We start from the raw sequence: 23,783 nt of genomic DNA on the forward strand, positions 1-23,783 counted from the left end.
CCCGGGCCGGCTTCCTGATCATTGGAGGGCGGCGGCGACGGCCAGCGCGATGAAGAAGATCTGCTCGGCGGTGCGGGGCACCAGCGGGGTGGCCGGACGTTTCCCGAACGGGACCTTCCGCCGGGCCGCGGAGACGTTCGCCGGGAACATCAGGACCATCAGCAGTGCCAGGGCGATGGCGGCCCAGGGGGCGGTGGCCGGGATCAGCAGGCCCACGGCTCCGGCGAGTTCGAGCACGCCGGTGACCGTGACCAGCAGTTCGGGCCGGGGCAGGCCGGGCGGGACCATCGCGACGAGGTTGGCACGGAGACCCGGCACGAAGTGCGCGGAGGCGGTTACGACGAACATCACGGCGAGCCCGACCCGCAACGCGGGTTGCCAGGAATCGAGGGCCTCGATCCCGAGCAGCCCGGTCAGGCGGGCGACGACGAAGCCGGTGACAAGGGCGATCAAGGGGGCCATGTGAGTCTTCCTGTCCAGATGAGGCCGGAACTTGTCGATGTCAAGATTTCCTGACCGAGGATAACTTGTCAACGACAAGATAGGATGGGGGTGTGACCAAGAAGGACGGGACCTACCACCACGGTGATCTGCGGCGCGCACTGCTCGCCGCGGCGGTCGAGGCGATCGGTGAATCGGGGCCGTCGGCCGTCAGCCTGCGTGACCTTGCCCGCCGGGCCGGTGTGTCACATGCCGCGCCGGCCCACCACTTCGGCGACAAGGCCGGCCTGCTCACCGTGCTGGCGGCGGAGGGCTACGACCGGCTCGCCGACACCCTGCGCCCGGTCATCGCGCAGACCGGAAGCCTTGTGGAGACCGGCGTGGCATACATCAGGTTCGCGGTCGACCACCGGGCCCACTTCGAGGTCATGTTCCGCCCGGAGCTCTACGACCGTCACGACCCGGCGGTGCTCGCGGCCCGGCAACGGGCGACCGAGACGCTTGCCGCGGCGGTCGCGACCCGGGGCGGGGACAGCGGCGACGCCCGGATGGACGGGCTCGCCGCCTGGTCGATCGTCCACGGCTTCGCGACCCTGTGGCTGGGCGGTGCACTGCCCGCGGACCTCGGCCCGGACCCGGAGGCCGCCGGCCGGCCGGTCCTGCGCCGTCTCGTCGACCGGCCCTGACCGGCCGGCACCGACCACCGCTCTCCGCCGACCCGCGGCCCCGGTCATCGCAGCCGGGACGGTCACCAGCTGGTCGGCAGGGGCATGCCCTCGGTGTAGCCGGCCGCGCTCTGGGTGCCCACCACCGCCCGGGTGTGGAACTCGACCAGGTTCGCCGCACCCGCATACGTGCACGCGCTGCGCACCCCCGCCACGATCTCGTCGATCAGATCCTCGACGCCGGGGCGGGTCGGGTCGAGAAACATCCGCGCCGACGAGATGCCCTCCTCGAAGACCGCCTTCCGGGCCCGGTCGAAGTGGCTGTCCTCCGCCGTACGCGCACTCACCGCCCGGGCGGACGCCATTCCGAAGCTCTCCTTGTAACGCCGGCCGTCCGGCTCGGTGTAGAGGTCGCCGGGGGACTCGTAGGTTCCGGCGAACCACGAACCGATCATCACGTTGGAGGCGCCGGCAGCCAGGGCCAGCGCCACGTCGCGCGGGTGCCGCACGCCCCCGTCGGCCCACACGTGCCGGCCGAGCCGGCGGGCCTCGGCGGCGCAGTCGAGGACGGCGGAGAACTGCGGCCGGCCGACGCCGGTCATCATCCGGGTCGTGCACATCGCGCCCGGCCCAATGCCGACCTTGAGGATGTCGGCACCCGCTTCAACCAGGTCGCGTACGCCTTCGGCGGTGGCCACGTTGCCGGCCGCCACCGGTATCGGCGGGTCGAGTGCCCGGACCGCCCGCAGGGCGGCGATCATCCGCTCCTGGTGGCCGTGTGCCGTGTCGACCACGAGAGTGTCGATGCCGGCCGCGATCAGGGCGGTGGCCTTTCCGGCGACGTCGCCGTTGATACCGATCGCGGCGGCGACCCGCAGCCGGCCCTGGGCGTCGAGCGCCGGCCGGTAGAGGGTGGCGCGCAGCGCACCCTTCTGCGTGAGCACCCCCACCAGTCGGCCGTCGGCGTCGACGACCGGTGCGAGCCGGCGACGGACCCGGGCCAACAGGTCGAACCCGGCCCGCGGGTCGGCGTCGACCGGAACGGTGTGCAGTTCGGTCGACATGACGTCGCGGAGCTGGGTGAACCGGTCGACGCCCGCGCAGTCGGCCTCGGTGACCACACCGATCGGGCGGCTGTCGTCGTCGAGCACGACGACCGCCCCGTGCGACCGTTTGGGCAGCAGGTGCACCGCGTCGCCGACCGTGTCGGTCGGGGAGAGGCTCAACGCGGTGTCGTGCACCAGATGACGCTGTTTTATCCAGGCGATCACGTCGGCCACCACGTCGATCGGAATGTCCTGGGGCAGCACCGTGATGCCGCCGCGCCGGGCAACCGTTTCCGCCATCCGCCGCCCGGCGACGGCCGTCATGTTGGCCACCACCAACGGGATCGTGGTGCCGGTGCCGTCGCTGGTGGCCAGGTCGACGTCGAGCCGTGAGCCGACGTCGGACCGGGCCGGGGCCATGAAGACGTCGCTGTAGGTCAGTTCGTGCGCGGGTGCCGCGCCGGATAGAAACCGCACCACAGCATCATGACCCGCGCGGGCCGGCCGTGCCGACGGTCCGACCGCACCGTTGGCCCAAGATCGCGACATCAACGTGCCGCCACCAGCGGTTGCCTTGCCCGCGCGCCCCCGTCAGCCCAACACGGGGATCAAGGAGGTTCGTCAGGCGGGTTCGGCGTCGGTGATGGTGCAGATCGCGGCGCCGGCCGTGAGAACCGCGCCGACCTCGGCGGACAGACCGCCGACCACCCCGGCCTTGTGCGCGTTGAGCGGCTGCTCCATCTTCATCGCCTCCAGCACCACGACCAGGTCGCCCTCGGCCACCAGGTCACCCTCGGCCACCGCGATCTTCACGATCGTGCCCTGCATCGGAGAGGCGAGAGTGTCACCACCGGCGGCACCCGCCGCACCGGCTCCGCCCGTCTTCCGCTTCGGGCGGCGGGCCGCGGCACCCGTCGCGGCGGTGGCCGTACCGGCGCCGAAACCGGCCGGAAGGCGGACCTCGAGCCGCTTGCCACCCACCTCGACCACGACGGTCTCCCGCTCGCCGGCCGGTTCGGCCGCCGGTGCCGCACCGGCGAACGGCGGCACCGTATTGTCGAACTCGGTCTCGATCCACCGGGTGTGCACCGTGAACGGCTCGGCGGTGAACGCCGGGTCACGCACGATCAACCGGTGAAACGGCAGGGCCGTGGCCATGCCTTCGACCACCATCTCGTCGAGCGCGCGCCGGGCCCGTTCGAGGGCCTCCGCGCGGGTCTCGCCGGTCACGATGACCTTCGCCAGCAGCGAGTCGAAGTTGCCGCCGATCACATCGCCGGCCGAGATGCCGGCGTCGACCCGTACCCCTGGGCCGCTGGGCAGGCGCAGCGCGGTGACCGAGCCCGGAGCCGGCAGGAAGCCACGGCCCGGGTCCTCGCCGTTGATCCGGAACTCGATCGAGTGGCCGCGCGGCACCGGGTCGCCGGTCAGCCGCAGCTTCTCGCCGGCGGCGATCCGGAACTGCTCGCGTACGAGGTCGATGCCGGCCGTCTCCTCGGTGACCGGGTGCTCCACCTGGAGTCGGGTGTTGACCTCCAGGAACGAGATGGTGCCGTCGGTGCCGACCAGGTATTCGACGGTGCCGGCACCGTGGTAGCCGGCCTCCCGGCAGATCGCCTTGGCACTGTCGTGGATCTCCGCCCGCTGGGCGTCGGTGAGGAACGGTGCCGGCGCCTCCTCGACCAGCTTCTGGTGGCGGCGCTGGAGCGAGCAGTCCCGGGTGCCGACCACCACCACGTTGCCGTGCTGGTCGGCGAGCACCTGCGCCTCGACGTGCCGCGGGCGATCCAGGTAGCGCTCGACGAAGCACTCGCCCCGCCCGAACGCGGCGACCGCCTCACGGGTGGCCGACTCGAACAGCGCCGGGATCTCCTCCAGCGTGCGGGCTACCTTGAGGCCCCGGCCGCCGCCGCCGAACGCCGCCTTGATCGCGACCGGCAGGCCGTGCTCGACGGCGAAGGCGATGACCTCGTCCGGCCCCTTGACCGGGTCGGGGGTGCCCGGCACCAGCGGGGCGCCGGCCCGCTGCGCGATGTGCCGCGCGGTGACCTTGTCGCCGAGATCGCGGATCGCCTGCGGGGTCGGGCCGATCCAGATCAGCCCGGCTTCGATCACCGCCTGGGCGAAGTCGGCGTTCTCGGAGAGGAAGCCGTAGCCGGGGTGCACCGCGTCCGCACCGGCCTGCGCGGCGACCGCCACCAGCTTGTCGATCCGCAGATAGGTGTCGGCGGCGCTGTCGCCGTCGAGCGCGTACGCCTCGTCGGCGAGCGTGACGTGCAGCGCGTCGCGGTCGGAGTCGGCATAGACCGCGACGCTGCCGAGACCGGCGTCGCGGCACGCACGAACGACCCGTACGGCGATTTCGCCCCGGTTGGCGATCAGTACCTTGCGCACCGTGCGTGCTCCCTCCGGCCGCTGATGTCGGGCAGTTTATCGGCATCCTCGGAATGCTCGACCGGCCTTGACTGTGGGATGTGGCACTGCCGCCGGCGCCGGTCGACCCGGCCGGTCACCTCCCGTACAGCACGGCTGACCAGGGCCATGGACGTCGTTCCGTCCGCCCGCAGCGTGCGTCGAGCGGTAGGCGGTGGGCCACCGCCACCGGGGCAGCGACCCACCGCGGTGGTTTCAGCGCTTGCGGGCCAGCGTCAACCCGTCGGCGACCGGCAGCATCACCAGGTCGACCCGGTTGTCGCGCAGCACCTCCTCGTTGAAGTCCGCGATCGCCTGGTCCGCCTCGGCCTTCGGGTCGAGCACCCGCCCACCACGCAGCACGTTGTCGACCACGATCAGGCCACCGGCCCGTACCCGTGGCACCGTCTCGGCCCAATAGACCGGATAGCCCGGCTTGTCGGCATCGATGAAGACCAGATCCAGGTACGGTTCGTCCGGCAGCGCCCGCAGCGACTCCGCCGCAGGCCCGATCCGCAGGTCGATGCGGTCTGCGACACCGGCCCGTGCCCAGTAGCGTTGGGCAACCGAGGTGAACTCGGTCGAGATGTCGAGACACGTCAGATGCCCGTCCGGCGCCAGCCCCCGCGCGATGGCCAGCGACGACATGCCGGTGAAGGTGCCTACCTCGAGCGCCTGCCGGGCACCGGTCAACCGGGCCAGGAAAGTCAGAAAGCCCGCCTGCTCGGGCGCTACCTGCATCCCCGCCTTCTCCGGCAGGAGCGTCAACGTTTCCTCGATCAGGTCCTGTGCCACCGGGTCCGGGGACGAGCCGTGCGCGATGACGTACTGGTGCAGTTCGTCGGTCAGTACCAGAGGCTTCGTGGTCATTCACAGACGCTAACCGTGCGGGGCCGCCTTTGGGATCACCGCCACAGGTCGAAGATCCGCACCCCGAGTTGGGCCAGCAGGCGACGCAGCAGCGGCAGCGACAGACCGATCACGGTGCCGGGGTCGCCCTCGATCCGCTCCACGAACGGGCCGCCGATCCCGTCGAGGGTGAACGCGCCGGCGACATGCAGCGGTTCCCCGGTCGCCACGTACGCGGCGATCTCGTCGTCGTCGACCACCGCGAAGTGGACCACGGTCGCGGCGACCGCCTCCGCATGCCCGCCGCTGTCGAGGTCGATCAGGCAGTGGCCGGTGTGCAGCACCCCGGACCGCCCGCGCATCCGCGCCCACCGCTTGGTCGCGTCGTCGGCATCGGCCGGCTTGCCGAAGATCTCAGCATCGAACGCCAGCACCGAGTCGCAGCCCAGCACCAGAGCGCCGGACCCGACCCGGCCGTCGCGGCGCAGCCGCTCGGCGACGGCCTCGGCCTTGAGCCGGGCGAGCGTCAGACTCAGCGTGTCCGGGTTCGTCGAGTCCACGGTGGACTCGTCTACACCGCTGACCAGCACCTCCGGTTCGATGCCAGCCGCTTGCAAGGTCCTGAGCCGGGCCGGGCTCGCCGAGGCGAGGACCAGCCGGCGTGAATCGGTCGATGCCACGACGAGCACGCTACCGGTCCGTCCGGTGGGAACGTCGAACCCCCGTCGGCGCCGACCGGTACGCCAGCTCCGCGCCCCGGCACCTCGCTCGCCCCGTGGGCTGCGCTGTGGTGCTCAGTCGAAACCGCGCCGGCGCCGCCGACTGACGAACAGGGCGGCCCCGACCAGCCCGACGGCGGCGACCGCGCCGAGAACGAAGACGCCGGGCCGCCAACCCCGGACGATCCACCGCCCGGAGGCTGGCCGGCAGCCGAAGACCGGCTCGGGCTGGGACTCGGACTCACGCTCGGATCGGCACTCGCCCCAAGCGGCGGTACGTCCGCGGTCAACGCCGCCACGAGATCGAGCACGCCGTACCCGTACTGCTCGTCCCGACCGGGTGGGCCCTTGTCGACGGCGGTGGCTGTCAACCGGTGTACGACTTCCTTCGCGGACAGTTCCGGGAACTTGCTCCGTACGAGCGCAGCCGCCCCCGAAACAATCGCCGCCGCCCCCGAGGTCCCCGTACCCTTCCGGTAGCTCTCTCCTTTGCTAGTACTCACTATGTCGATCCCGGGAGCTGAGATTGTGAGCCTTGGGCCGGTTGCTGAAGTTGCCAGGTAATTCCCGCCCGTGTCCGTCGCTCCGACGGCTATTGTCCCTTCGTACATTGCTGGGAAGCCGATACCGGGGGCGTTGGATGTATTACCTGCGCCAGCGACCACGATTACATCGGCAGCTATTGCTTGCTCAATGGATGCTCGAAGTCGCGGTGTGGGGCCACCGGCTGATGAGATGTTGATTATGGAAGCGCCGTTGGCGACTGCCCAGTCGACTCCGTCCGCAGTTCGATCACCGTTACTGGGGCTCGCGGGGGTACTGTCTCTTACGGGTAGTATTTTTGCTTTAGGAGCTACTCCGAGAGCGCCGGTTCCTTGATGTCTGCCGTGGGCTGCAATGAGTCCTGCCATCCCGGTGCCGTGAGAATCTGCGTCTTCCTGCCCATTTCCGGACCCGCCGGGCGCTACGTCAGTTCCTTTGAGGAGGTTGTTTCGTAGGTCGGGGTGAGGATCTACGCCGGTGTCGATGACGGCTACGGTCATGCCCTCCCCTTGGGAGACGGCATGTGCTCTGTCAATGTTCAGAAACTGCAGATGCCACTGATCATCGCGGAGTTGATCGGCGTGGGCTGGGTTTGCGTATATGAGCATTCCGGTCATGGTGCAGAGTATCGCCGTGAGTGGCCTCAGGAAGTCGAATTTCACCTGTTCTGGCCGATCACTGGCCCAGGGTCGGTGCGAACCGGATCTGACGAAGGCAAGACTACAGGTCTAGTTCCATGTTGAACTTCCCAAGGGTTATCTGGATCCCATTTTGAATCTCGGGTTGAGGGCTGTGTAGTGGGTGGCAATGTTCCCGATGAGCCATGTCTGGATGACTGTGTCTGGAGGAGAAGTGATCCGCGATTTCCGATCACGCCTCCGACCGGGTTAACCCTTTGTCTGGGCTGGGTGCTGATCCCAGTAGTCCCAATGCTGGGTGGTATGCCGCCGATTAGGCCGCCTGCTGGCGCTGGTCGTGGCGTTGTTCCGTTGGTTCCGAGACCTCCCGTTCGAAATGCGTTGTGATTAGCAGGAGGTGGCCTGGAGGTGGAATCTGTTGCGCCCGACCTCGCTGATGGCGTGGTTGTGATGGTGTGCGCAGGCGTTGGTGGAACGGTCGTTACGTTGGTTGGTGATGTTGCAGGTGATTGCGGGATTGTTGTCGATGGGGGGAGTGTCGGGAGCGTGCTTGCGCCGCCCAATATGGGGCCAAGAGTTGCTGGTTGTTGCGAAGAGTTTGCCTGCCCACTTAATTGTGGCACTGGTCCCGTCTGAGAGAGTTGCAGCGGAACAATTGGTGGGATTTGGCGGCTGGTGACCCGATTGTCTTCACCGTAAGGCTCGCTGCTATCGATCGTTCCGCGCGGCGTATACGGGGGTGGTTGTTTGATTTGGATGCTGGCCTCGGCGAGAGTGTCGGCGAGGCTGGACATGAGCGTACGGGCGCGTGCATTCAGTTCTTCGATGTCACGTCGGGTTCCCGGTAGGTTCTGAAAGTCCAGGTTGGGCGGTGCGGGCGCCTTCGGGTCCTTGAAGCGCCGCTCGTGCGGCGCCATCGTCTGCCGCGTGGCCTGGTATTCGTCGTAGATCTTCTTTAGTTCGGCGCGTGCGCCGGCGATGGCGGTCGTCACCACGCTCAGGGTGGTGAAGTTGGCGACCGCGACGTCGTGCGCCTGCTGTACATGTTGGATCAGGTAGTCGAGGCGGCCACAGTACGCTGCGGATGCCGGGCTTCTGTCAGGTGGCCAGGCTGTGGCGAGGTTGTCCCGGTAGGTCTTCAGGCGGGTCAGGTGGGTGGATGTCAGTTCGTAGGCCATGCGCCAGCCGTTGACGAGTTTCCAGTGGTTGTCGGTCCGCTGGTTTTCGACGAGGGTCCACATGGTCGGTACGTCGAACAGATGCCAGGCGGTGCGGGCGGCGTCTTCGCCGGCTTCGCGGCGCATCAGTGGAACCCGTCGGAGCCGGGGTCGGTTGGCGCGGCGGCGGCGGTCCGGTCGAGGGCCCGGTTGACGTCGGTGACTCTGGCCGAGCTGAAGGCGTCGGTGTCGGCGTACCTGCGGCTGACGTCCCATGCCGAGGTGGCGAGTCCGCCGGTCACGTTGTGGTAGTGGTAGACGAGGTCGGAGGTGCTCTGTTGCGACAACTGGTGTGTGGTCAGGAACGACACCAGTTCGGAGAACAGGGCCGCGGGCTGGGGTATCTCGGTCGCCATGTTGTCGTAGACGACCGACATGTGGGGCGCGTAGTGGTCGCGTACCTCGGTTTCCAGTTTGGCCGCGAAGTCTTCCATCGCGCTGATGTCGGCCTCGACGTCGCCGTACGTGCGTAACCATCCTGGACCCAGATGGTCTTCCGCCAGCCCCACGGACCCTCCCCAGCGTCACGATGAGGTTTCCGAGGGTAGCTGGTGGCGGGGTCGGCTGGCAGCCCGGAAACAGTGCCCGGGCCGGTCGCTGAGCAGTGACTCAGCGCGGGAGGGCGGAGGTCCGCCAACCGTCGGTGCCGGGTCGGGCAGCCGCGCTCCAGGTCGCACCGTGGCCGGGTCGGGCGCTGCGAACCCAGGGGGAGGGTCCCGGGGCGGGGGACGGGGCGGCCACCGGCCGGGAACGGATGCACAGGACTCCGACCAGAGCGGCGAGTTCCTCAGCCGTGGGAGTGCCCCGTAGCACGCTGAACTGCGGATCTGCCTCCGACATGGGAGGAGCGTACGCCGACCCGCCGGACACCGATACTGACGTACGCCTCACACCCGCGCGTGGCGCAGGTGTGACGCTCAACTCGCCCGGGTACCGTGCACGGGATGTCCGCCGTGCCGTCCCAACTTGTCGCCGACCGTTACCGGCTAGTCGAGCCGCTCGGTCAGGGCGGCATGGGCCGGGTCTGGCGGGCCCGGGACGAGGTACTGCACCGCGATGTGGCGATCAAGGAGCTGGTGCCGCCACCCGGTCTGACCGAGGACGAGCGCCGCGAGATGCGGGAACGTTCGTTGCGTGAGGCGCGGGCCATCGCCCGCCTCAACCACATCAACGTCGTACGCGTCTTCGACGTCCTGCGCACCGACGCCGACCCGTGGATCGTCATGGAGTACGTGCCGTCGCGGTCGTTGCAGGACGTGCTCGCCTCCGACGGCCCGGTGACCCCGGCACGCGCCGTCGAGATCGGTCTCGGCGTCCTCGGCGCGCTGCGGTCGGCCCACCGGTCCGGAGTGGTGCACCGCGACGTCAAACCGGGCAACGTACTGCTCGGCGAGGACGGTCGGGTCGTGCTCACCGACTTCGGGTTGGCAACCGTTCCCGGTGATCCCAACGTGACCCGCACCGGGCTGGTGCTCGGCTCACCGGCCTACATCGCCCCGGAACGTGCCCGGGACGGCAACAACGGGCCGGAAGCGGACCTGTGGTCGCTGGGCGCGACCCTCTACGCGGCGATCGAGGGCGCGTCGCCGTACGCGCGGCCGTCGGCGATCGCGACGCTCGCCGCCCTGGCCACCGAGCCGCCGCCGGTGTCCAAGAAGGCCGGTCCGCTCAAGCCGGTGCTCGCCGGCCTGCTGCGCAAGGATCCCACGACGCGGATCAACGCGGCCGAGGCGGAACGACTGCTCCGCCGTGCCGCGGGTCGGCGCCCGAAGGTCGGTCTGTCGCTGTTGGAGGGCGCCCGCCGGCCGAGCCCGCTCGGACCCCGGGAGCCCCGGCCGGCGCTGGTTCCGGCACCGCGTACGCCGAACACCGGCACCCCGGTGCCGGCCGCTCCGGTCTCGCCGGCATCCGGCGACGACCCGGCGGTGTCGGTACCGACCGTGCCGGCCGACGAGACGGCGGTGGTGGAACGACCCGACACCGCGGACCGGACGGCGGTGGTCAAGCCGGTGGACCGGACCGTCGTTGTCCGGCAGACCGGAAACCCGACCGTGGACCGGCCGGCCGGCAGCGACGCCCAGCCCTCGGCAGCCACGAACGATGCCCCGGCCGGTCCCGCGGCAGCCGCTGCCGCCGCGGCGGCCACCTCCGGTGCCGCGACCGGAGAAAAGGCCGACGCGCCGGCAGAGCCGGCGCCCGGAACCGCAGCCACGGAAAGCGACGACCGGGCCGCTACCGCCGCCGGGGGCGCGGCTGCCGCATCGGGTACGGCCGCTCCGGCGAAGCCGGCAGCCGGGCCGTCGCGCTCCCCGGAACCGGCCGGCGCGGCGCCCACGGCGCCGGGCACCCCGACGACAGACAAGCCGACGAGCGACAGGTCGACGACCGGCAAGCCGGAAGGGGTGGCCACGCCGGCACCGGCAGCGGCCTCCGCCGTACCGGCACAGCGGGCCGGTACGGCACCGGCCACAGCGACGGCGACCGGCGGGAGCGAGCCGACCACGGTCATCGGGTCCGCCCAGGTGCCCGAAGCGTCCGGAACAGGCGTCACCTCGAAGCAACGCATCTGGCTGGCCGCCTCGCTCGCGGCCATTCTTGTGCTCCTGGTCGCCATCCTGGTCCCGTACCTCGGCTCCGGTGACGACGAGTCGTCCGGTGCGCAACCGACGGTCGGGCCGACCACCGCCCCGGCCGAGACCGGTGCCGCCGTGCCGCCGCCTTCGGCACCGCCCGAGCCCGCGCCGACCAGTGCCGCGCCGTCCAGCCCCAGCCCGACCCCGGAGCCGACCGGACCGGGTGAGCCGGTGGTGCCGGAGGGGTGGCGCCTGCACCGCGACCCGACCGGCTTCTCGGTGCCGGTGCCCGAGGGCTGGCAGGTACGGCGGGAGTCGACGCGGGTCAGGTTCGAGGAGCCGGGCACCGGTCGGCTGTTGATGATCGACCAGACCGACCGGCCGCAGCCGGACCCGGTCGCGGACTGGAGGTCCAAGGAGGGGCACCGGCGGTCGACGACGCGCAACTACCAGCGGGTCGGCGAGATCCGGGCGGTCGACTACTGGGACAAGGCCGCCGACTGGGAGTGGACCTACACCAGCAACCGGGGCAATCAGCTGCACGTCCGCAACCGGGGTTTCATCACCGCACCGGACAAGGCGTACGCGATCTACTGGTCGACGTCCGAGTCCCGCTGGAACGACGACCTCGCCATGTTCGACGTGATCGCCGCCGGGTTCCGCCCGGTCCGTAGCTGATCTCGACGTACGCGACCGGACGGGTAGGCTCGCGGACTGTGTCGATCGACGGGCTGACAGACCTCTGGAACCGCCTGTTCGGCGCGCAGCCGGACCCGCCACCGCTGCTCGTGCTGGTGACAGCGCTGTTGGCGCTCCTGGTGGTGCTGACCCGGGTGCCCTGGCGGATCGGCCGCAACGCGATCACCATCGCCCACGAGGGCGGGCACGCCCTGGCCGCGCTGCTCACCGGCCGCAAACTGCGCGGCATCCGGCTGCACTCCGACACCTCCGGGCTGACCCTGTCGGCCGGCCGCCCGACCGGGCCCGGCATGGTGTTCACCCTGCTCGCCGGCTACATCGCACCATCCCTGATCGGGCTGGCCGGTGCCTGGCTCCTCGGTGGCAACCGGATCACGCTCCTGCTGTGGATCGCGGTCGCGCTGCTGCTGGCGATGCTCGTGATGATCCGCAACGTCTTCGGCATCGTGTCCATCGTCGTCACCACCGCCGTGGTGCTCGGCGTCTCCTACTTCGCGCCGCCGGACGTGCAGGCCGCGTTCGCGTACACCGGGGTCTGGTTCCTGCTCATCGGCGGCGTGCGTCCGGTCGGTGAGTTGCAGCGGCTGCGCCGACGGGGCGGGATGCCGGAGTCCGACGCCGACCAGCTCGCCTGGCTCACCCGGATACCGGGCCTGGTCTGGGTTGGAGTGTTCGGCGCCGTCAACCTGCTGGCCCTGCTGGTCGGCGCGGCCATGCTCGCCGCTCCCGCGCTCGACGGGCTCGACCTGCCGCTCTGAGCGGGCTCCGGTCCGCCGGCGGGAATCCGTCAAGATCTGCAACCTCGGAGCCGGTGCCAGGCGTATTGCCTGCGACACCAGGGAGGTAGCAGGTGCCCGACACCGAGGACTTCGACGAGTTCTACCGGGGCAGCCGCCAACGGGTGCTCGGATACGTCTATCTGCTGACCGGCGACCGGTCCGAGGCACAGGACGCGGTGCAGGAGGCGTACGTCCGGGCCTGGCAGCGCTGGTCCACCGTCCGCGACCACCACGACCCGGAGTCCTGGGTACGGGTGGTGGCCGCGCGGGTCGCCGTCAGCCGATGGCGCAGCCTGCGCAGCCGGGCCCGCGCCTACCTGCGCCACGGCCCGCCGCAGGAGGCGACACCGCCCAGCACCGACACGGTCGCGATCGTTTCGGCGATGCGCCGGCTGCCCGAGGAGCAGCGGATCGCGATCGCCCTGCACTACCTGGTCGGACTGCCGGTCGCCGAGGTGGCCCGGGAAACCCGGGCACCCGTCGGCACGGTCAAGGCCCGCCTGTCCCGTGGCCGGACGGCACTGGCCGGCCTGCTCGCCGTCATCGACCCGAAGGAGGCTCTCGATGCCTGAACCACAGCCGCCGTCCGCCGACGACAAGCCGGTGCTGCGGCAACTCGACCTCGACCTCGACAGCGTCTCCTGGCCGGCGCCGGAGGAGATCCGTGCCCGGTCCCGCCGCCGGAGCCGGGTACAGGTCCTGGCCGGCGCCGTGCCGGTGGTCCTGGTGCTGGCCCTGCTCTTCGGATACCTGGCGCCGCTCAGCGGCTCGGACGGGAGCCCGCCCGACCCGCCGGTGGCCGCGTCGGCGCCGGCGTCGGCACCCGCCTCGGCGCCGGCCTCGGTCCAGCCGACCACTGATCGGCTGGCGGTCCCGAACGAGGCGCTGCTGCAACCGGACGACGTCGGACCCGACCTGGTCAGCCACTTCATGCTTTCGTGGCCGATCGACCCACGCCTGTTCCATCCGGGGTCGACTCCCTGTACGTGGCATCCGCCTCTGGTTCCGGAAGCGGCCCAGACGGAGCGCATGACGATCGTGCACAAGCCGATGGATGACAGGAGGGGGAACGCCGACCGGTATCTGGTACGGCAGTGGGCGTACCGACTGCCGGTGGAGGCCGCCAGCGACGGTGTCGACCAGCTCCGGCAGATTCTCCAAAAATGCGGAAGCTACGACATGACCGGTAGGAGAGTGATTCACCCACCGTCCGGCTGGCTCGAGATCATCCCGATCGAGTCGACCAACACCCTGACCCTGCTGAGCGAAGGCTTCGCCGGCGACGAGTCGCTGCTGGTGGAGCACCGGACCTTCATCGAGTCGGACGAGGTCGATCCGGTGCCGGTCGTGATGTACGTGGCGCTGCGGGTCGGTGATCTGTTGACCGTCCTGTGGCTGGTGACCGACGACCGGCAGCGGGCCGAGGAACTCACCACCCGGGCCGTGGAACGGCTCTGCGCGGTGGCCAACCCCGGCTGCTGAGCGGGTCCGGACGCCGGGCGGCAACCGCCGCCCGGCGGCGCCGGGCGCCGGACTACAACGGGATGTTGCCGTGCTTCTTGGGCGGCAACGTCTCCCGTTTCGTACGCAGCACCCGCAGGGCGCGCACGATCTGCTGGCGGGTCTCGGACGGGGCGATGACCGAGTCGACGTAGCCGCGCTCGGCCGCCACGTACGGGTTCGCCAGCGTCTTCTCGTACTGGGCGATCTTCTCGGCCCGTACCGCGGCGGGGTCCTCGGCGGCGGCCAGCTCGGCCCGGTAGAGGATGTTGACCGCGCCCTGGGCGCCCATCACCGCGATCTGCGCGGTCGGCCAGGCGAAGTTGAGGTCGGCGCCGAGGTGCTTGGAGCCCATGACGTCGTACGCCCCGCCGTACGCCTTGCGGGTGATCACGGTGACCTTCGGGACGGTGGCCTCGGCGTACGCGTAGATGAGCTTGGCGCCGCGCCGGATGATGCCGTCCCACTCCTGGCCGGTGCCGGGCAGGAACCCGGGTACGTCGACGAAGGTGAGCACCGGGATGTTGAACGCGTCGCAGGTGCGGACAAACCGGGCGGCCTTCTCGGAGGCGGCGATGTCGAGGGTGCCGGCGAAGTGCATCGGCTGGTTGGCGACGACGCCGACCGGGCGTCCCTCGACCCGGCCGAAGCCGACCACGATGTTCTGCGCGTAGAGCGGCTGCACCTCAAGGAACTCGCCGTCGTCGAGGACGTGCTCGATGACCCGGTGCATGTCGTACGGCTGGTTGGCCGAGTCGGGGATGAGCGTGTCGAGTTCGCGGTCGCTGTCGGACACCTCCAGGTCGGCCTCGACCGGGTACGTCGGTGGCTCGTCGAAGTTGTTGGCCGGTAGGTACGACAGCAGTGCCTTGACGTATTCGATCGCGTCGTCCTCGTCGTTGGCGAGGTAGTGGGCGTTGCCGCTCTTGGTGTTGTGGGTGCGGGCCCCGCCCAGGTCCTCCATCGCCACGTCCTCACCGGTGACCGTCTTGATCACGTCGGGGCCGGTGATGAACATGTGCGAGGTCTGGTCGACCATGACGGTGAAGTCGGTGACCGCGGGGGAGTAGACGGCGCCGCCCGCGCACGGGCCCATGACCAGCGAGATCTGCGGGATGACGCCGGAGGCGCGGACGTTGCGGAAGAAGATCTCGCCGTAGAGGCCGAGGCTGACCACACCCTCCTGGATGCGGGCGCCGCCGGAGTCGTTGATGCCGACGATCGGGCAGCCGGTCTTCATCGCCAGGTCCATCACCTTGACGATCTTCTGGCCGAAGACCTCGCCGAGGGAGCCGCCGAAGACGGTGAAGTCCTGGGCGAAGACGCACACCTGGCGGCCGTCGACGGTGCCGTAGCCGGTGATCACGCCGTCGCCGTACGGGCGGGTCCTGTCCAGTCCGAAGTTGGTGGAGCGGTGCCGGGCGAGTTCGTCGAGTTCGACGAACGAGCCCTCGTCGAGGAGCATCGCGATCCGTTCCCGGGCCGTCTTCTTGCCCCGGGCGTGCTGCTTCTCCACGGCCCGCGCGGACCCGGCGTGGACCGCCTCGTCGACCCGGCGTTCCAGGTCGGCCAGCTTGCCGGCGGTGCTGTGGACGTTGATCTCGGTGGCGCTCGGCTGTCCGGTCACGTTTGGGATCGTAACGATGGTTCAGGTGTTTGCCGCCGGGCCGTGCTGTGCACTTCACTACAATCTCGGCGGGCGTTTCGTGGTGATTATGCCGCTCGTTAGGTAGTACGTGCTGGTTCTGGGCATCGCCCTGCTGGCCGGCGGCCTGTGGACGCTGGTCGCGCTGCGTCGCGGCCGCTGGCCGTTCGATGTCGGTGCGGCACCGCCCCGGCGGCCGGCGCGCCAGGCGCCGGAGTTCCACCATCACCCGGGCACGCCGGGCACCTCGGGTGGCGAACCGGTCCGGGCGGCCGCCCGACCGCCGGAAGCCGCGATCTACGTACCGCCGCCACGCGGCACCGTCTACGGCTCCGGCGGCAGCGGCACCCCGCCGTACGGCTCGCCGTAGGCTGGTCGGATGCCGGGTTCGCCGTACACCGATCTGGACCGCCCGCCGCTCGACCAGCGGGCACTGCACCGGGCCCTGGTCGTACCGGGTGGGTTCTGGACCCGGATCGACGTCCGCCCGGAGACCGGCTCGACCAACGCGGACGTCGCCGCCGCGGCCGGCGAGGGTGTCGCGGAGGGCCTGGTGGTGGTCGCCGAACGGCAGACCGCCGGGCGGGGGCGGCTGGGCCGGCAGTGGTCGTCGCCGCCGCGCGCCGGCATCGCGGCCAGCGTCCTGCTGCGCCCCGGCGTCGCCGTGCCGGAGCGGGACTGGCCGCCGGTGCCGGTCGCCGGGTACGGCTGGCTGCCGCTGCTGGCCGGTGTCGCGCTCGCCGGGGCGGTGGCCCGGCTGGCCGAGGTGCCCGCCGTGCTGAAGTGGCCGAACGACCTGCTCGTCGAGGACGCCAAGTGCGCCGGCATCCTCGCCGAGTCGGTGCCGGCCGCCGGCAACGGCGAACCGCCCGCGATCGTGCTCGGTGTCGGGCTCAACGTCACCCTGCGCGCCGACGAGTTGCCGGCCAACCCGACCGGTCTGCCGGCGACCTCGCTGCGCCTGGCCGGCGCGACGGCCACCGACCGCGACCCGCTGCTGAGGGCCCTGCTGCGCGGCCTCGCCGACTGGTACGACCGCTGGCGGGCGGCGTCCGGTGACGCGGACGTCTGCGGGCTTCGGGACGCCTACCTGCGGCACTGTGCCACGGTCGGCCGCGAGGTACGGGTGCTGCTGCCCGGCGGCGAGACCCGCACCGGCACGGCCACCTCGGTGGACAGTGCCGGCCGGCTGTTGGTGGACACGGTGGACGGTCCCACCGCGGTCGCCGCCGGTGACGTGCTGCATCTACGTTGACCGTCGGACCGCCGCAGGACGCGACGGTCAGGTGACCCCATCCGGTGCCGGGAACAGCTACCGTCAGCGCGGATCGATCGATCCGGTACGCGAGGAGGATGGCGTGGCGTTCCCCGATGACGTGCTCACCGAAGAAGAGCATGTCGTACTGCACCTGCACCCGCACTGGAAGGCACTGATCCGGCCGGTCGTGGTGGTGCTCCTGGCCGTCGCCGCGGTGGTCGCGTCGATCGTGCTGCTGCCGGCGGGCACCGCCGGAACGATCGGGATGTGGGTGGTGATCGCGGTGGCCGTGGTGGCGGTCGTGCCGTTCGCCGTCTGGCCGTGGCTGGTCCGGCGGACCACGCACTACGTGCTGACCAACGAGCGGGTGCTGCTCCAGCACGGTGTGCTGTCCCGTGACCGGCGGGACATCCCGCTCAACCGGGTCAACGACCACTCGATGTCCCAGCGGTTCGTCGAACGGCTGCTCGGCTGCGGCACGCTCACGATCGAGTCGGCCGGGGAGCGCGGCCAGTCGGTGTTGGTGGACATCCCGCACGTGGAGCGGGTGCAGACCACCCTCTACGAGCTGATCGAGGCCAACCACGACAAGCACACGCTCGGTGACGGCGAGATGCGGGAGATCCTCAAAGAGGCGCGCGAGAGCAGCGCCCGACCGGCCGGGGAAACCGTGTAGTGGGCGCGGTCCGGCCCGCTCAGGCCGGACCGCGCAGCACGAACCAACCCCGGAAACGGGTACGCAGCACCTCGCGCTCGGGTCGGCCGTCCGCGTCGACCCGGGTCATGGTCGCGCCGAGGGTGACGGTGCCGAGGCCGGGGCGGGCCGTCGACGGCTTGCTGCCCAGCACGTCCAGCCGTACGGCCAGCCGGTCGCCGGCGTGTACCGGGGCCAGCCAGCGCAACTCCTCGAGCCCGGGGGAGGCGTCCGCGGCCGCCCTGGAGAGCAGGTGGTCGACGTACGCGCGCATGAAGAGGCTGACCGTGAAGAACCCGCTCGCGATCAGCCGGCCGTGGTGGCTGCGGGCGGCGGTCGTCGGGTCGACGTGATACCACTGCGGGTCGAACCGGCGGGCGAACGCCACCATCTCGGCCTCGTCGACGGTGGTGACGCCCAGGTCGAAGGTGCGTCCGGGGGTGAGGTCCTCGAAGAACAGTTCCGCTTCGGCACCCGTCCCGGACCGCACCGGCATTCCGGTCAGCGGGACGCCGGACGCCGGCTGGCGGCGTCGAGTTCGGCGGCGAACTCGGCTTCGAGGTCGACGTCGATCGGGGTGGCCAGTTCGCGTTCGAGCGGCGCGGTGAGCCGGGTGAAGTCGGTGTGCGGGGCAGGGGCGGCCTTCGGGCCCCCGTGGCGGCCGGTTCCGTTGCGGCGTCCGGCCGGGGCGTGCCGGCGGTTGCGGCCGGCGCCGGCGAGGGGTCGTCGGCCTCGGCGGGCTGGGTGTCGGATCGTCGGCCGGCGGGTTCGTCAGGCGTGCCGACGGCTCCGTCGGATGGCTCGGTGCCGCCGTCCGGCCGGGCGGCGGTCGCGGTGGCGCCGGTCGCGGCGGGCCGGCTGGTGTCGGAGGTGTCCGGCGCCGAACTCGCGGCGGCGGCCGGTACCGGCCGGAAGACGAACGTGCGGTAGGACCAGAACCGGAAGAGCGTGGCCAGTACGACACCGATGGTCTTGGCGATGTTGAGCGCGATCAGGCCGTGGAAGCCGAGCCCGTACTTCGCCAGCGCCAGGACGCCCAGCTCGATGGCCAGGCCGGTGGCGTTGAAGAGGAAGAAGAGCGCGTACTCGCGGCGCATCGCGGACTTCGGCCGGTCCCGGTAGGTCCAGTGCCGGTTCATGAGGTACGAGGTGATCGTCGCCACGATGGTGGCGATCACGGTGGCCTTGAGCTGCCCGTCTGCGAAGATCGTCAACGCGAGCGCGTTGAAGACCACGTAGTTGATGACCGTGTTGATGCCGCCCACGATGCCGAACTTGGCGGCCTCGCGGAGGAACTTCTGCCATCGGTCAGGCAGCAGACGGACAAAACGCATTCGATCACCTTACGGCAGAAAGTCGTTCGGGCTGCGGCCCGACGAGGGGTGGCGAGGGCTCGGCGCTCAATCGCTCTTCGCGATCACCTCTGGCGCGTCCACCCTGGCCGGTCCGACGAAGACGAACCGGCGATAGGCCCAGAACCGGAACAGCGTGCCCAGCGCGGTACCGACCAGGTTTCCGGAGATGTTGTCGGCGATCAGGGACTGGAAGATCCGTGGCCAGATGCTGCCCAGGACGTAATGGCTGATACCCAGGCAGGCGAGGCCTATGCCCAGGCCGACCGCGTTGAAGAAGAAGTAGAGCAGGTATTCGCGGGCCAGGCCGGAGCGCTCCCGGTGGCGCCAGGTCCAGAAGCGGTTGCCGATGAAGGCGACCGTGGCGGCGACCGCGGTGGCCAGGGTCTTCGCGGCGAGGACCTCCATGCCCTGACCACGTGCCACGTTGAAGACGACCAGGTCGACGACGAACGCGATGCCACCCACCGCGCCGAACTTGCCGAGCTCCCGGATCAGGTGACCGAAGCGGTCGATGATCCCCCGGACGGGCCCTGGTCTATCGATGGAGTTCGGCGGTTGCTCGCCCGTCGCGGTCACTGGCACGCCGTCGAGCGTACCGGTTGCTCCTCATTCTGACGGGCCTGAGCGACGACTGTTAACAGTGGTGCCGGCGGCTGTCGCGGCCCGTCGACGTGGGGTGATCGGCGGATGACCGACCGAAGTCTCGCCCGCCGTCGGTCGGATACGTGGACGCCGGCCCGTGGTGCCGCACCCGGGTGTCGGCGCCATCCGCAGGTCCGCGTTGACCTCGTCCAGTTCGGTGCGCAGCCGGTGGCACGCCCGGCAGCCGCCGAGGTGGGTGTCGACCGTGTCCCGGGCCCGTACGGCGAGGCGCTCGCGGACGTACGCGGCCAGCAGTTGCCGGGTCCGTTGGCAGTCGGGGTCGACGGCGGTGCTGATGATGTGCTCCCGCAGGTACATCTCCCGCAGGCGCTCACGGGCCCGGTAGGCCAGGGCGGCGACACCACCGGGGGTGAGGCCGAGTCGGGGCGCCACCTGCGCCGGGGTCTCGCCCTGGACCTCGGTGTGCCACAGCACCAGTCGCCACCGGTGGGGCAGGCGGGTGAATGCGCGAATGGCGTACGTCCGCTCGAGCCGGGCGAGAGTGGTGTCCTCGAACTGGCCGGCCGCCTCGAAGCGGCTCAGGTCGTCGGTGAAGTCGAGGCGGCGGTCGCGGCGGAGCCGGTCGTGGCGGACGTGCCTGAGCGTCGTGTGCAGGTAGGGGCGGAAGACGACCGCCGGGCCGCGGCCCGCCCGCAGCATCGCGAGCACCTTGACGAAGGTCTCCGAGACCAGGTCGTCGGCGTCGGCCTCGTTGCTCACCAGGGTGTAGGCGAGGCGTCTGGCGGCGTGCGCGTGGCGGATCCACAGCGCGGCGTACGCCCCGGTGTCGCCCCCGCGTACGGCGGCCAGCAGGTCGGCGTCGGTGCCGTGGCCGTCGGCGGCGACCGGCGGGGTGGTTCCGGGTCGGGCCGGGTCGGGGTCGTCGGTGATCGTCACGGGTCCGCTCCAACGGTCGAGGGGAGGGGGTGGGGCGGCACTCTCCGGGAGAGAGTAGGGCACTAGGTGGAAAGCGCCCTTATGGGTCATAACCCTAGGACAAACCGGGCAGTGGGGGAAGGTGTGACATGAGCCGCGACGTGCAATTGATCACGCACAGCGACGGTCATCCACGTCCCGCCATGATGATCTCCGCGTAAACTTTGCGCGAAACTGCTCAGGTAAGCGCGAAAAGATTCGCAATACGGCAGCTCGGCCGTACCTTGTGCATTTCTTCACAACCGAGCCCACTGCCCAGGTCCGCAGATCGGTTTACGCTGAGCGCAACTTCCGTGACTTCATTACGGCGTGGCGGTTAACCGCCCGCCGGATTCGGGCATCCCGCATAACGGTCAGCGTCGACCTGAAGGAGACCAAGTCATGACTGCTCCGGCTACCAGCCGTGGCCTCGCGCAGGCCCCGACCTCGCACACCAAACTGCTCGCGTGGGTTCACGAAGTCGCCGAGCTGACAACGCCCGACCAGGTCGTCTGGGTCGACGGGTCCGACGAGGAATGGCAGCGGCTCACCGACGAACTCGTCGCCGCCGGCACCCTCGTGCGACTCAATCCCGAGCACAAACCAAATTCCTTCTGGGCACGCACCGACCCCACCGATGTCGCCCGCGTCGAGGAACGCACCTTCATCTGCTCGGTCGACGAGGCCGACGCCGGACCCACCAACAACTGGATGGCGCCCGACGAGATGAAACGGACCATGACCGAGCTCTACCGCGGATGCATGCGGGGCCGGACCATGTATGTCATCCCGTTCGTCATGGGGCCGCTCGAAGCCGAGTCACCGATGTTTGGCGTCGAGATCACGGACAGTGCGTACGTCGTCGCGTCCATGCGGATCATGACGAGGATGGGCGCCAAGGTTCTCGAGGGCATGGGCGACGACGCCGACTTCGTGCACGCGCTGCACTCCATCGGCGCACCGCTCGCCCCCGGCGAGACGGACGTGCCGTGGCCGTGCAGCCAGACCAAGTACATCTCGCACTTCCCGGAGACCCGCGAGATCTGGTCCTACGGCTCCGGATACGGCGGCAACTCGCTGCTCGGCAAGAAGTGCTACTCGCTGCGGATCGCCAGCGTCATGGCCCGCGACGAGGGCTGGCTCGCCGAGCACATGCTGATCCTCAAGATGACCTCGCCCGAGGGCAGGGTGCACTACATCGCCGGCGCCTTCCCGTCCGCCTGCGGCAAGACCAACCTGGCGATGCTGGAGCCCACCATCGCCGGCTGGAAGGTCGAGACCATCGGCGACGACATCGCCTGGATGCGGTTCGGCGAGGACGGCCGGCTGTACGCCCTCAACCCCGAGTTCGGGCTCTTCGGCGTCGCGCCCGGCACCGGCTGGACCACCAACGCCAACGCCATGCGGACCCTCGACCGCGGCAACTCGGTGTTCACCAACGTCGCCCTGACCGACGACGGCGACGTCTGGTGGGAGGGCATGGGCGAACCGCCGGCGCACGCCACCGACTGGAAGGGCGCCGACTGGACGCCGGACAGCGACGACCTGTCCTCGCACGGCAACAGCCGGTTCTGCACGCCGATCAACCAGTGCCCGATCCTCGCCGACGAGTACGAGGACCCCAAGGGCGTGCCGATCGACGCGATCCTGTTCGGCGGCCGCCGCAAGACCACCGTGCCGCTGGTGACCGAGGCCCGCGACTGGGTGCACGGCGTATACATGGGCGCTACCCTCTCGTCGGAGACGACCGCCGCCGCGGCCGGCCAGGTCGGCGTCGTACGCCGCGACCCGATGGCGATGCTGCCGTTCATCGGCTACAACGCCGGCGACTACTTCCAGCACTGGATCGAGATGGGCAAGGGCGTCGACGGCGACGCCGGCAAGCTGCCGAAGATCTTCTACGTCAACTGGTTCCGCCGCGACGACGACGGCAAGTTCCTCTGGCCGGGATTCGGCGAGAACTCCCGGGTACTCAAGTGGATCGTCGAGCGGCTCGAAGGGCGTGGCGCCGCGGTCGAAACGCCGATCGGCCACGTACCCACCGTCGACGCACTCGACGTCGAAGGACTCGGCCTCACCCGGGCGGAGATCGAGACCGCGCTCAAGGTCGACCCCGACGAGTGGCGGGCCGAACTTCCGCAGATCACCGAATGGTTCGAGAAGTTCGGCGACAAGCTGCCCGCCGTACTCTGGGCCGAACTCGACGCGCTGCGCGCCCGGCTCGACGCGCCGTCCAACCCGACGGCCTGACCGGCGCCCGCGCCGGCGGCCCGGCCCGCCGGTGTACCGGTGGCGCCGGACGGGCATCATCGCAGGCATGACGACGGCCGCCGCGACTCCCCAGGGGGTCCGGCGGCCGCCGGCCGTCCGGGGCCTGACCGCCCTGCTCGCGACCACCGCCGCCGCGACCGTCGTGGTCGAGGTGCTCAACTGGTCGTACGCCCCGGAGCAGGGCTTCGGGCTCGCCGTACGCAGCGGCTGGGCACTGCTGCGTACGGTCGGTTTCCTGGTCCTCATCTGGCACGTGCACCGGGGTCGCGCCGCGGCGCGGCCACTCGGGCTGATCCTCGCCGTCACCACCGTCTTCGCGGTCGGTCGGCTGGTCGTGCCGCGGGCCGGCATGCCGCCCCTGCCGGGCCTCCTCGGCTTCGCCGCCCTCACCCTGCTCTGCGCCGCCGTCGTCTGGATGCTCTACCGCTCGCCGCAGATCGGCGCCTACCTCGTCCGCCACCCCGGCCGCCTCGTCATCGACCGGCAGGGCGTCTCGTGGCGGGAAACCCCACCGCGCCGACCGCCGGTCGCGGCCTGGCTGCTCACCGCCCGGGTCGCCGCGTTCACCTACAGCCCGCTCATGCTCGTACCCTGCCTGATCGCCATCGGCACCATCTTCGACGGGAAGATCGTCGCCGTACCCGCCGTGGTCGCCTGGTTCGTCGCCGGGGTGCTGGTGAGCAACGTCGTGCTGCTCGACACGTTCTTCCTGCTCCGCGGCAAGAGGTGGGCCCGGACCCTGCTCGTCGCGATCACCGTCGTCGTGCTCGCCGTCGACCTGCCGCTGTGCTGGTGGCTCCTCGGCGTCGACGGGCTCGTCCGCGACGGCGCACCACTGGTCGCGGCCGCCGCGCTCACCTGCTATGCCCTGTGGCGGGCCGGTCGCGCCGGCCCGCCCGTCGCCGCGTCGTGACGGGAGCCG

At 70.4% G+C, this 23,783-nt stretch carries 22 protein-coding genes and 2 pseudogenes; 10 read left to right on the forward strand and 14 right to left on the reverse strand.

Annotated features, from left to right (window positions below; all coding sequences use genetic code 11):
- Positions 1-18: 18 nt before the first annotated feature.
- The gene (locus Prubr_RS16620; protein WP_212826453.1) at positions 19-462 is read right to left on the reverse strand and encodes a DoxX family protein; all 444 of its coding nucleotides are present in this window, start codon (positions 460-462) and stop codon (positions 19-21) included.
- Between the two features lie 92 nt (positions 463-554).
- Here Prubr_RS16620 and Prubr_RS16625 point away from each other — a divergent pair, with 92 nt between their 5' ends.
- Positions 555-1,127, forward strand: a complete 573-nt coding sequence (locus tag Prubr_RS16625; protein ID WP_212826455.1) for a TetR/AcrR family transcriptional regulator — start codon at positions 555-557, stop codon at positions 1,125-1,127.
- Between the two features lie 62 nt (positions 1,128-1,189).
- On the opposite strand, the gene Prubr_RS16630 is transcribed toward Prubr_RS16625, so the two are convergent.
- The 8 genes from Prubr_RS16630 to Prubr_RS16665 form a co-directional block, all read right to left on the reverse strand.
- Positions 1,190-2,629 (reverse strand): GuaB1 family IMP dehydrogenase-related protein, encoded by a 1,440-nt coding sequence (locus tag Prubr_RS16630; RefSeq protein ID WP_212826457.1) that lies wholly within the window; start codon positions 2,627-2,629, stop codon positions 1,190-1,192.
- A 144-nt stretch (positions 2,630-2,773) separates the two neighbouring features.
- A complete protein-coding gene (locus tag Prubr_RS16635) occupies positions 2,774-4,546 on the reverse strand; it encodes an acetyl/propionyl/methylcrotonyl-CoA carboxylase subunit alpha (RefSeq protein WP_212826460.1) in 1,773 nt (590 codons plus the stop codon).
- 234 nt (positions 4,547-4,780) lie between these two features.
- The gene (locus Prubr_RS16640; RefSeq protein WP_212826462.1) at positions 4,781-5,434 is read right to left on the reverse strand and encodes an O-methyltransferase; all 654 of its coding nucleotides are present in this window, start codon (positions 5,432-5,434) and stop codon (positions 4,781-4,783) included.
- Between the two features lie 35 nt (positions 5,435-5,469).
- Complete coding sequence (locus Prubr_RS16645) at positions 5,470-6,093, reverse strand: Maf family protein (protein WP_212826464.1); 624 nt, start codon at positions 6,091-6,093, stop codon at positions 5,470-5,472.
- Entirely contained in the window at positions 5,985-7,292 is a 1,308-nt protein-coding gene (locus tag Prubr_RS16650; RefSeq protein WP_343221663.1) for a S8 family serine peptidase, read from the reverse strand. Before Prubr_RS16650 ends, Prubr_RS16645 begins: the two co-directional genes overlap by 109 nt.
- A gap of 41 nt (positions 7,293-7,333) precedes the next feature.
- Positions 7,334-8,617, reverse strand: a complete 1,284-nt coding sequence (locus Prubr_RS16655; protein ID WP_212826466.1) for a hypothetical protein — start codon at positions 8,615-8,617, stop codon at positions 7,334-7,336.
- Positions 8,617-9,039 (reverse strand): hypothetical protein, encoded by a 423-nt coding sequence (locus tag Prubr_RS16660; protein ID WP_212826468.1) that lies wholly within the window; start codon positions 9,037-9,039, stop codon positions 8,617-8,619. Before Prubr_RS16660 ends, Prubr_RS16655 begins: the two co-directional genes overlap by 1 nt.
- A 100-nt stretch (positions 9,040-9,139) precedes the next feature.
- A complete protein-coding gene (locus Prubr_RS16665) occupies positions 9,140-9,370 on the reverse strand; it encodes an acyl-CoA carboxylase subunit epsilon (protein WP_212826470.1) in 231 nt (76 codons plus the stop codon).
- Between the two features lie 104 nt (positions 9,371-9,474).
- On the opposite strand from Prubr_RS16665, the pseudogene Prubr_RS38230 reads away from it, so the two are divergent.
- The 4 genes and pseudogenes from Prubr_RS38230 to Prubr_RS16685 all read left to right on the forward strand — a co-directional run.
- Positions 9,475-10,779 (forward strand): annotated as a pseudogene (locus Prubr_RS38230) (serine/threonine-protein kinase); the annotation flags it as partial.
- A 1,040-nt stretch (positions 10,780-11,819) separates the two neighbouring features.
- The gene (locus Prubr_RS16675) at positions 11,820-12,560 is read left to right on the forward strand and encodes a M50 family metallopeptidase (protein WP_212826475.1); all 741 of its coding nucleotides are present in this window, start codon (positions 11,820-11,822) and stop codon (positions 12,558-12,560) included.
- A gap of 92 nt (positions 12,561-12,652) precedes the next feature.
- Complete coding sequence (locus Prubr_RS16680) at positions 12,653-13,153, forward strand: SigE family RNA polymerase sigma factor (RefSeq protein ID WP_212826477.1); 501 nt, start codon at positions 12,653-12,655, stop codon at positions 13,151-13,153.
- Positions 13,146-14,063 carry a hypothetical protein gene (locus tag Prubr_RS16685; protein WP_212826479.1) on the forward strand — a complete coding sequence of 306 codons (918 nt, stop codon included), beginning with the start codon at positions 13,146-13,148 and terminating at the stop codon, positions 14,061-14,063. Before Prubr_RS16680 ends, Prubr_RS16685 begins: the two co-directional genes overlap by 8 nt.
- A 52-nt stretch (positions 14,064-14,115) precedes the next feature.
- Here the strand turns inward: Prubr_RS16685 and Prubr_RS16690 are convergent, their stop codons facing one another.
- Entirely contained in the window at positions 14,116-15,708 is a 1,593-nt protein-coding gene (locus tag Prubr_RS16690) for an acyl-CoA carboxylase subunit beta (protein ID WP_246568750.1), read from the reverse strand.
- Positions 15,709-15,817: 109 nt separating this feature from the next.
- Between Prubr_RS16690 and Prubr_RS16695 the strand changes: the two genes are divergently transcribed.
- The 3 genes from Prubr_RS16695 to Prubr_RS16705 all read left to right on the forward strand — a co-directional run bounded on the left by Prubr_RS16695 (position 15,818) and on the right by Prubr_RS16705 (position 17,660).
- The gene (locus tag Prubr_RS16695; RefSeq protein WP_212826481.1) at positions 15,818-16,096 is read left to right on the forward strand and encodes a hypothetical protein; all 279 of its coding nucleotides are present in this window, start codon (positions 15,818-15,820) and stop codon (positions 16,094-16,096) included.
- Between the two features lie 9 nt (positions 16,097-16,105).
- Positions 16,106-16,981 (forward strand): biotin--[acetyl-CoA-carboxylase] ligase, encoded by an 876-nt coding sequence (locus Prubr_RS16700; protein WP_212826483.1) that lies wholly within the window; start codon positions 16,106-16,108, stop codon positions 16,979-16,981.
- A gap of 103 nt (positions 16,982-17,084) precedes the next feature.
- Positions 17,085-17,660: a PH domain-containing protein gene (locus Prubr_RS16705; protein ID WP_212826485.1), complete on the forward strand. Its 576-nt coding sequence runs from the start codon at positions 17,085-17,087 to the stop codon at positions 17,658-17,660.
- A 19-nt stretch (positions 17,661-17,679) separates the two neighbouring features.
- On the opposite strand, the gene Prubr_RS16710 is transcribed toward Prubr_RS16705, so the two are convergent.
- The 4 genes and pseudogenes from Prubr_RS16710 to Prubr_RS16725 all read right to left on the reverse strand — a co-directional run bounded on the left by Prubr_RS16710 (position 17,680) and on the right by Prubr_RS16725 (position 20,572).
- Positions 17,680-18,168, reverse strand: a complete 489-nt coding sequence (locus Prubr_RS16710) for a MaoC/PaaZ C-terminal domain-containing protein (RefSeq protein ID WP_212826488.1) — start codon at positions 18,166-18,168, stop codon at positions 17,680-17,682.
- A 193-nt stretch (positions 18,169-18,361) separates the two neighbouring features.
- A pseudogene (locus tag Prubr_RS16715) lies at positions 18,362-19,012 on the reverse strand (GtrA family protein); the annotation flags it as partial.
- A 66-nt stretch (positions 19,013-19,078) separates the two neighbouring features.
- The gene (locus tag Prubr_RS16720; protein ID WP_212826491.1) at positions 19,079-19,615 is read right to left on the reverse strand and encodes a GtrA family protein; all 537 of its coding nucleotides are present in this window, start codon (positions 19,613-19,615) and stop codon (positions 19,079-19,081) included.
- A 24-nt stretch (positions 19,616-19,639) separates the two neighbouring features.
- The gene (locus Prubr_RS16725; RefSeq protein ID WP_246568752.1) at positions 19,640-20,572 is read right to left on the reverse strand and encodes a sigma-70 family RNA polymerase sigma factor; all 933 of its coding nucleotides are present in this window, start codon (positions 20,570-20,572) and stop codon (positions 19,640-19,642) included.
- A gap of 420 nt (positions 20,573-20,992) precedes the next feature.
- Here Prubr_RS16725 and Prubr_RS16730 point away from each other — a divergent pair, with 420 nt between their 5' ends.
- Together Prubr_RS16730 and Prubr_RS16735 are read left to right on the forward strand one after the other, a co-directional pair.
- Positions 20,993-22,840, forward strand: a complete 1,848-nt coding sequence (locus Prubr_RS16730) for a phosphoenolpyruvate carboxykinase (GTP) (RefSeq protein ID WP_212826496.1) — start codon at positions 20,993-20,995, stop codon at positions 22,838-22,840.
- Between the two features lie 67 nt (positions 22,841-22,907).
- A complete protein-coding gene (locus Prubr_RS16735; protein ID WP_212826500.1) occupies positions 22,908-23,774 on the forward strand; it encodes a hypothetical protein in 867 nt (288 codons plus the stop codon).
- The last annotated feature ends 9 nt before the right edge of the window (positions 23,775-23,783 follow it).

Source organism: Polymorphospora rubra (genome assembly GCF_018324255.1).
Taxonomy (GTDB): Bacteria; Actinomycetota; Actinomycetes; order Mycobacteriales; family Micromonosporaceae; genus Polymorphospora; species Polymorphospora rubra.

Excerpts from the sequence above, each read along its gene's own strand:
- Prubr_RS16640 (WP_212826462.1), bottom strand. The coding sequence starts at position 5,434 with ATGACCACGAAGCCTCTGGTACTGACCGACGAACTGCACCAGTACGTC.
- Prubr_RS16650 (WP_343221663.1), bottom strand. The coding sequence starts at position 7,292 with ATGACCGGAATGCTCATATACGCAAACCCAGCCCACGCCGATCAACTC.
- Prubr_RS16700 (WP_212826483.1), top strand. The coding sequence starts at position 16,106 with ATGCCGGGTTCGCCGTACACCGATCTGGACCGCCCGCCGCTCGACCAG.
- Prubr_RS16685 (WP_212826479.1), top strand. The coding sequence starts at position 13,146 with ATGCCTGAACCACAGCCGCCGTCCGCCGACGACAAGCCGGTGCTGCGG.
- Prubr_RS16735 (WP_212826500.1), top strand. The coding sequence starts at position 22,908 with ATGACGACGGCCGCCGCGACTCCCCAGGGGGTCCGGCGGCCGCCGGCC.
- Prubr_RS16655 (WP_212826466.1), bottom strand. The coding sequence starts at position 8,617 with ATGCGCCGCGAAGCCGGCGAAGACGCCGCCCGCACCGCCTGGCATCTG.
- Prubr_RS16620 (WP_212826453.1), bottom strand. The coding sequence starts at position 462 with ATGGCCCCCTTGATCGCCCTTGTCACCGGCTTCGTCGTCGCCCGCCTG.
- Prubr_RS16665 (WP_212826470.1), bottom strand. The coding sequence starts at position 9,370 with ATGTCGGAGGCAGATCCGCAGTTCAGCGTGCTACGGGGCACTCCCACG.
- Prubr_RS16730 (WP_212826496.1), top strand. The coding sequence starts at position 20,993 with ATGACTGCTCCGGCTACCAGCCGTGGCCTCGCGCAGGCCCCGACCTCG.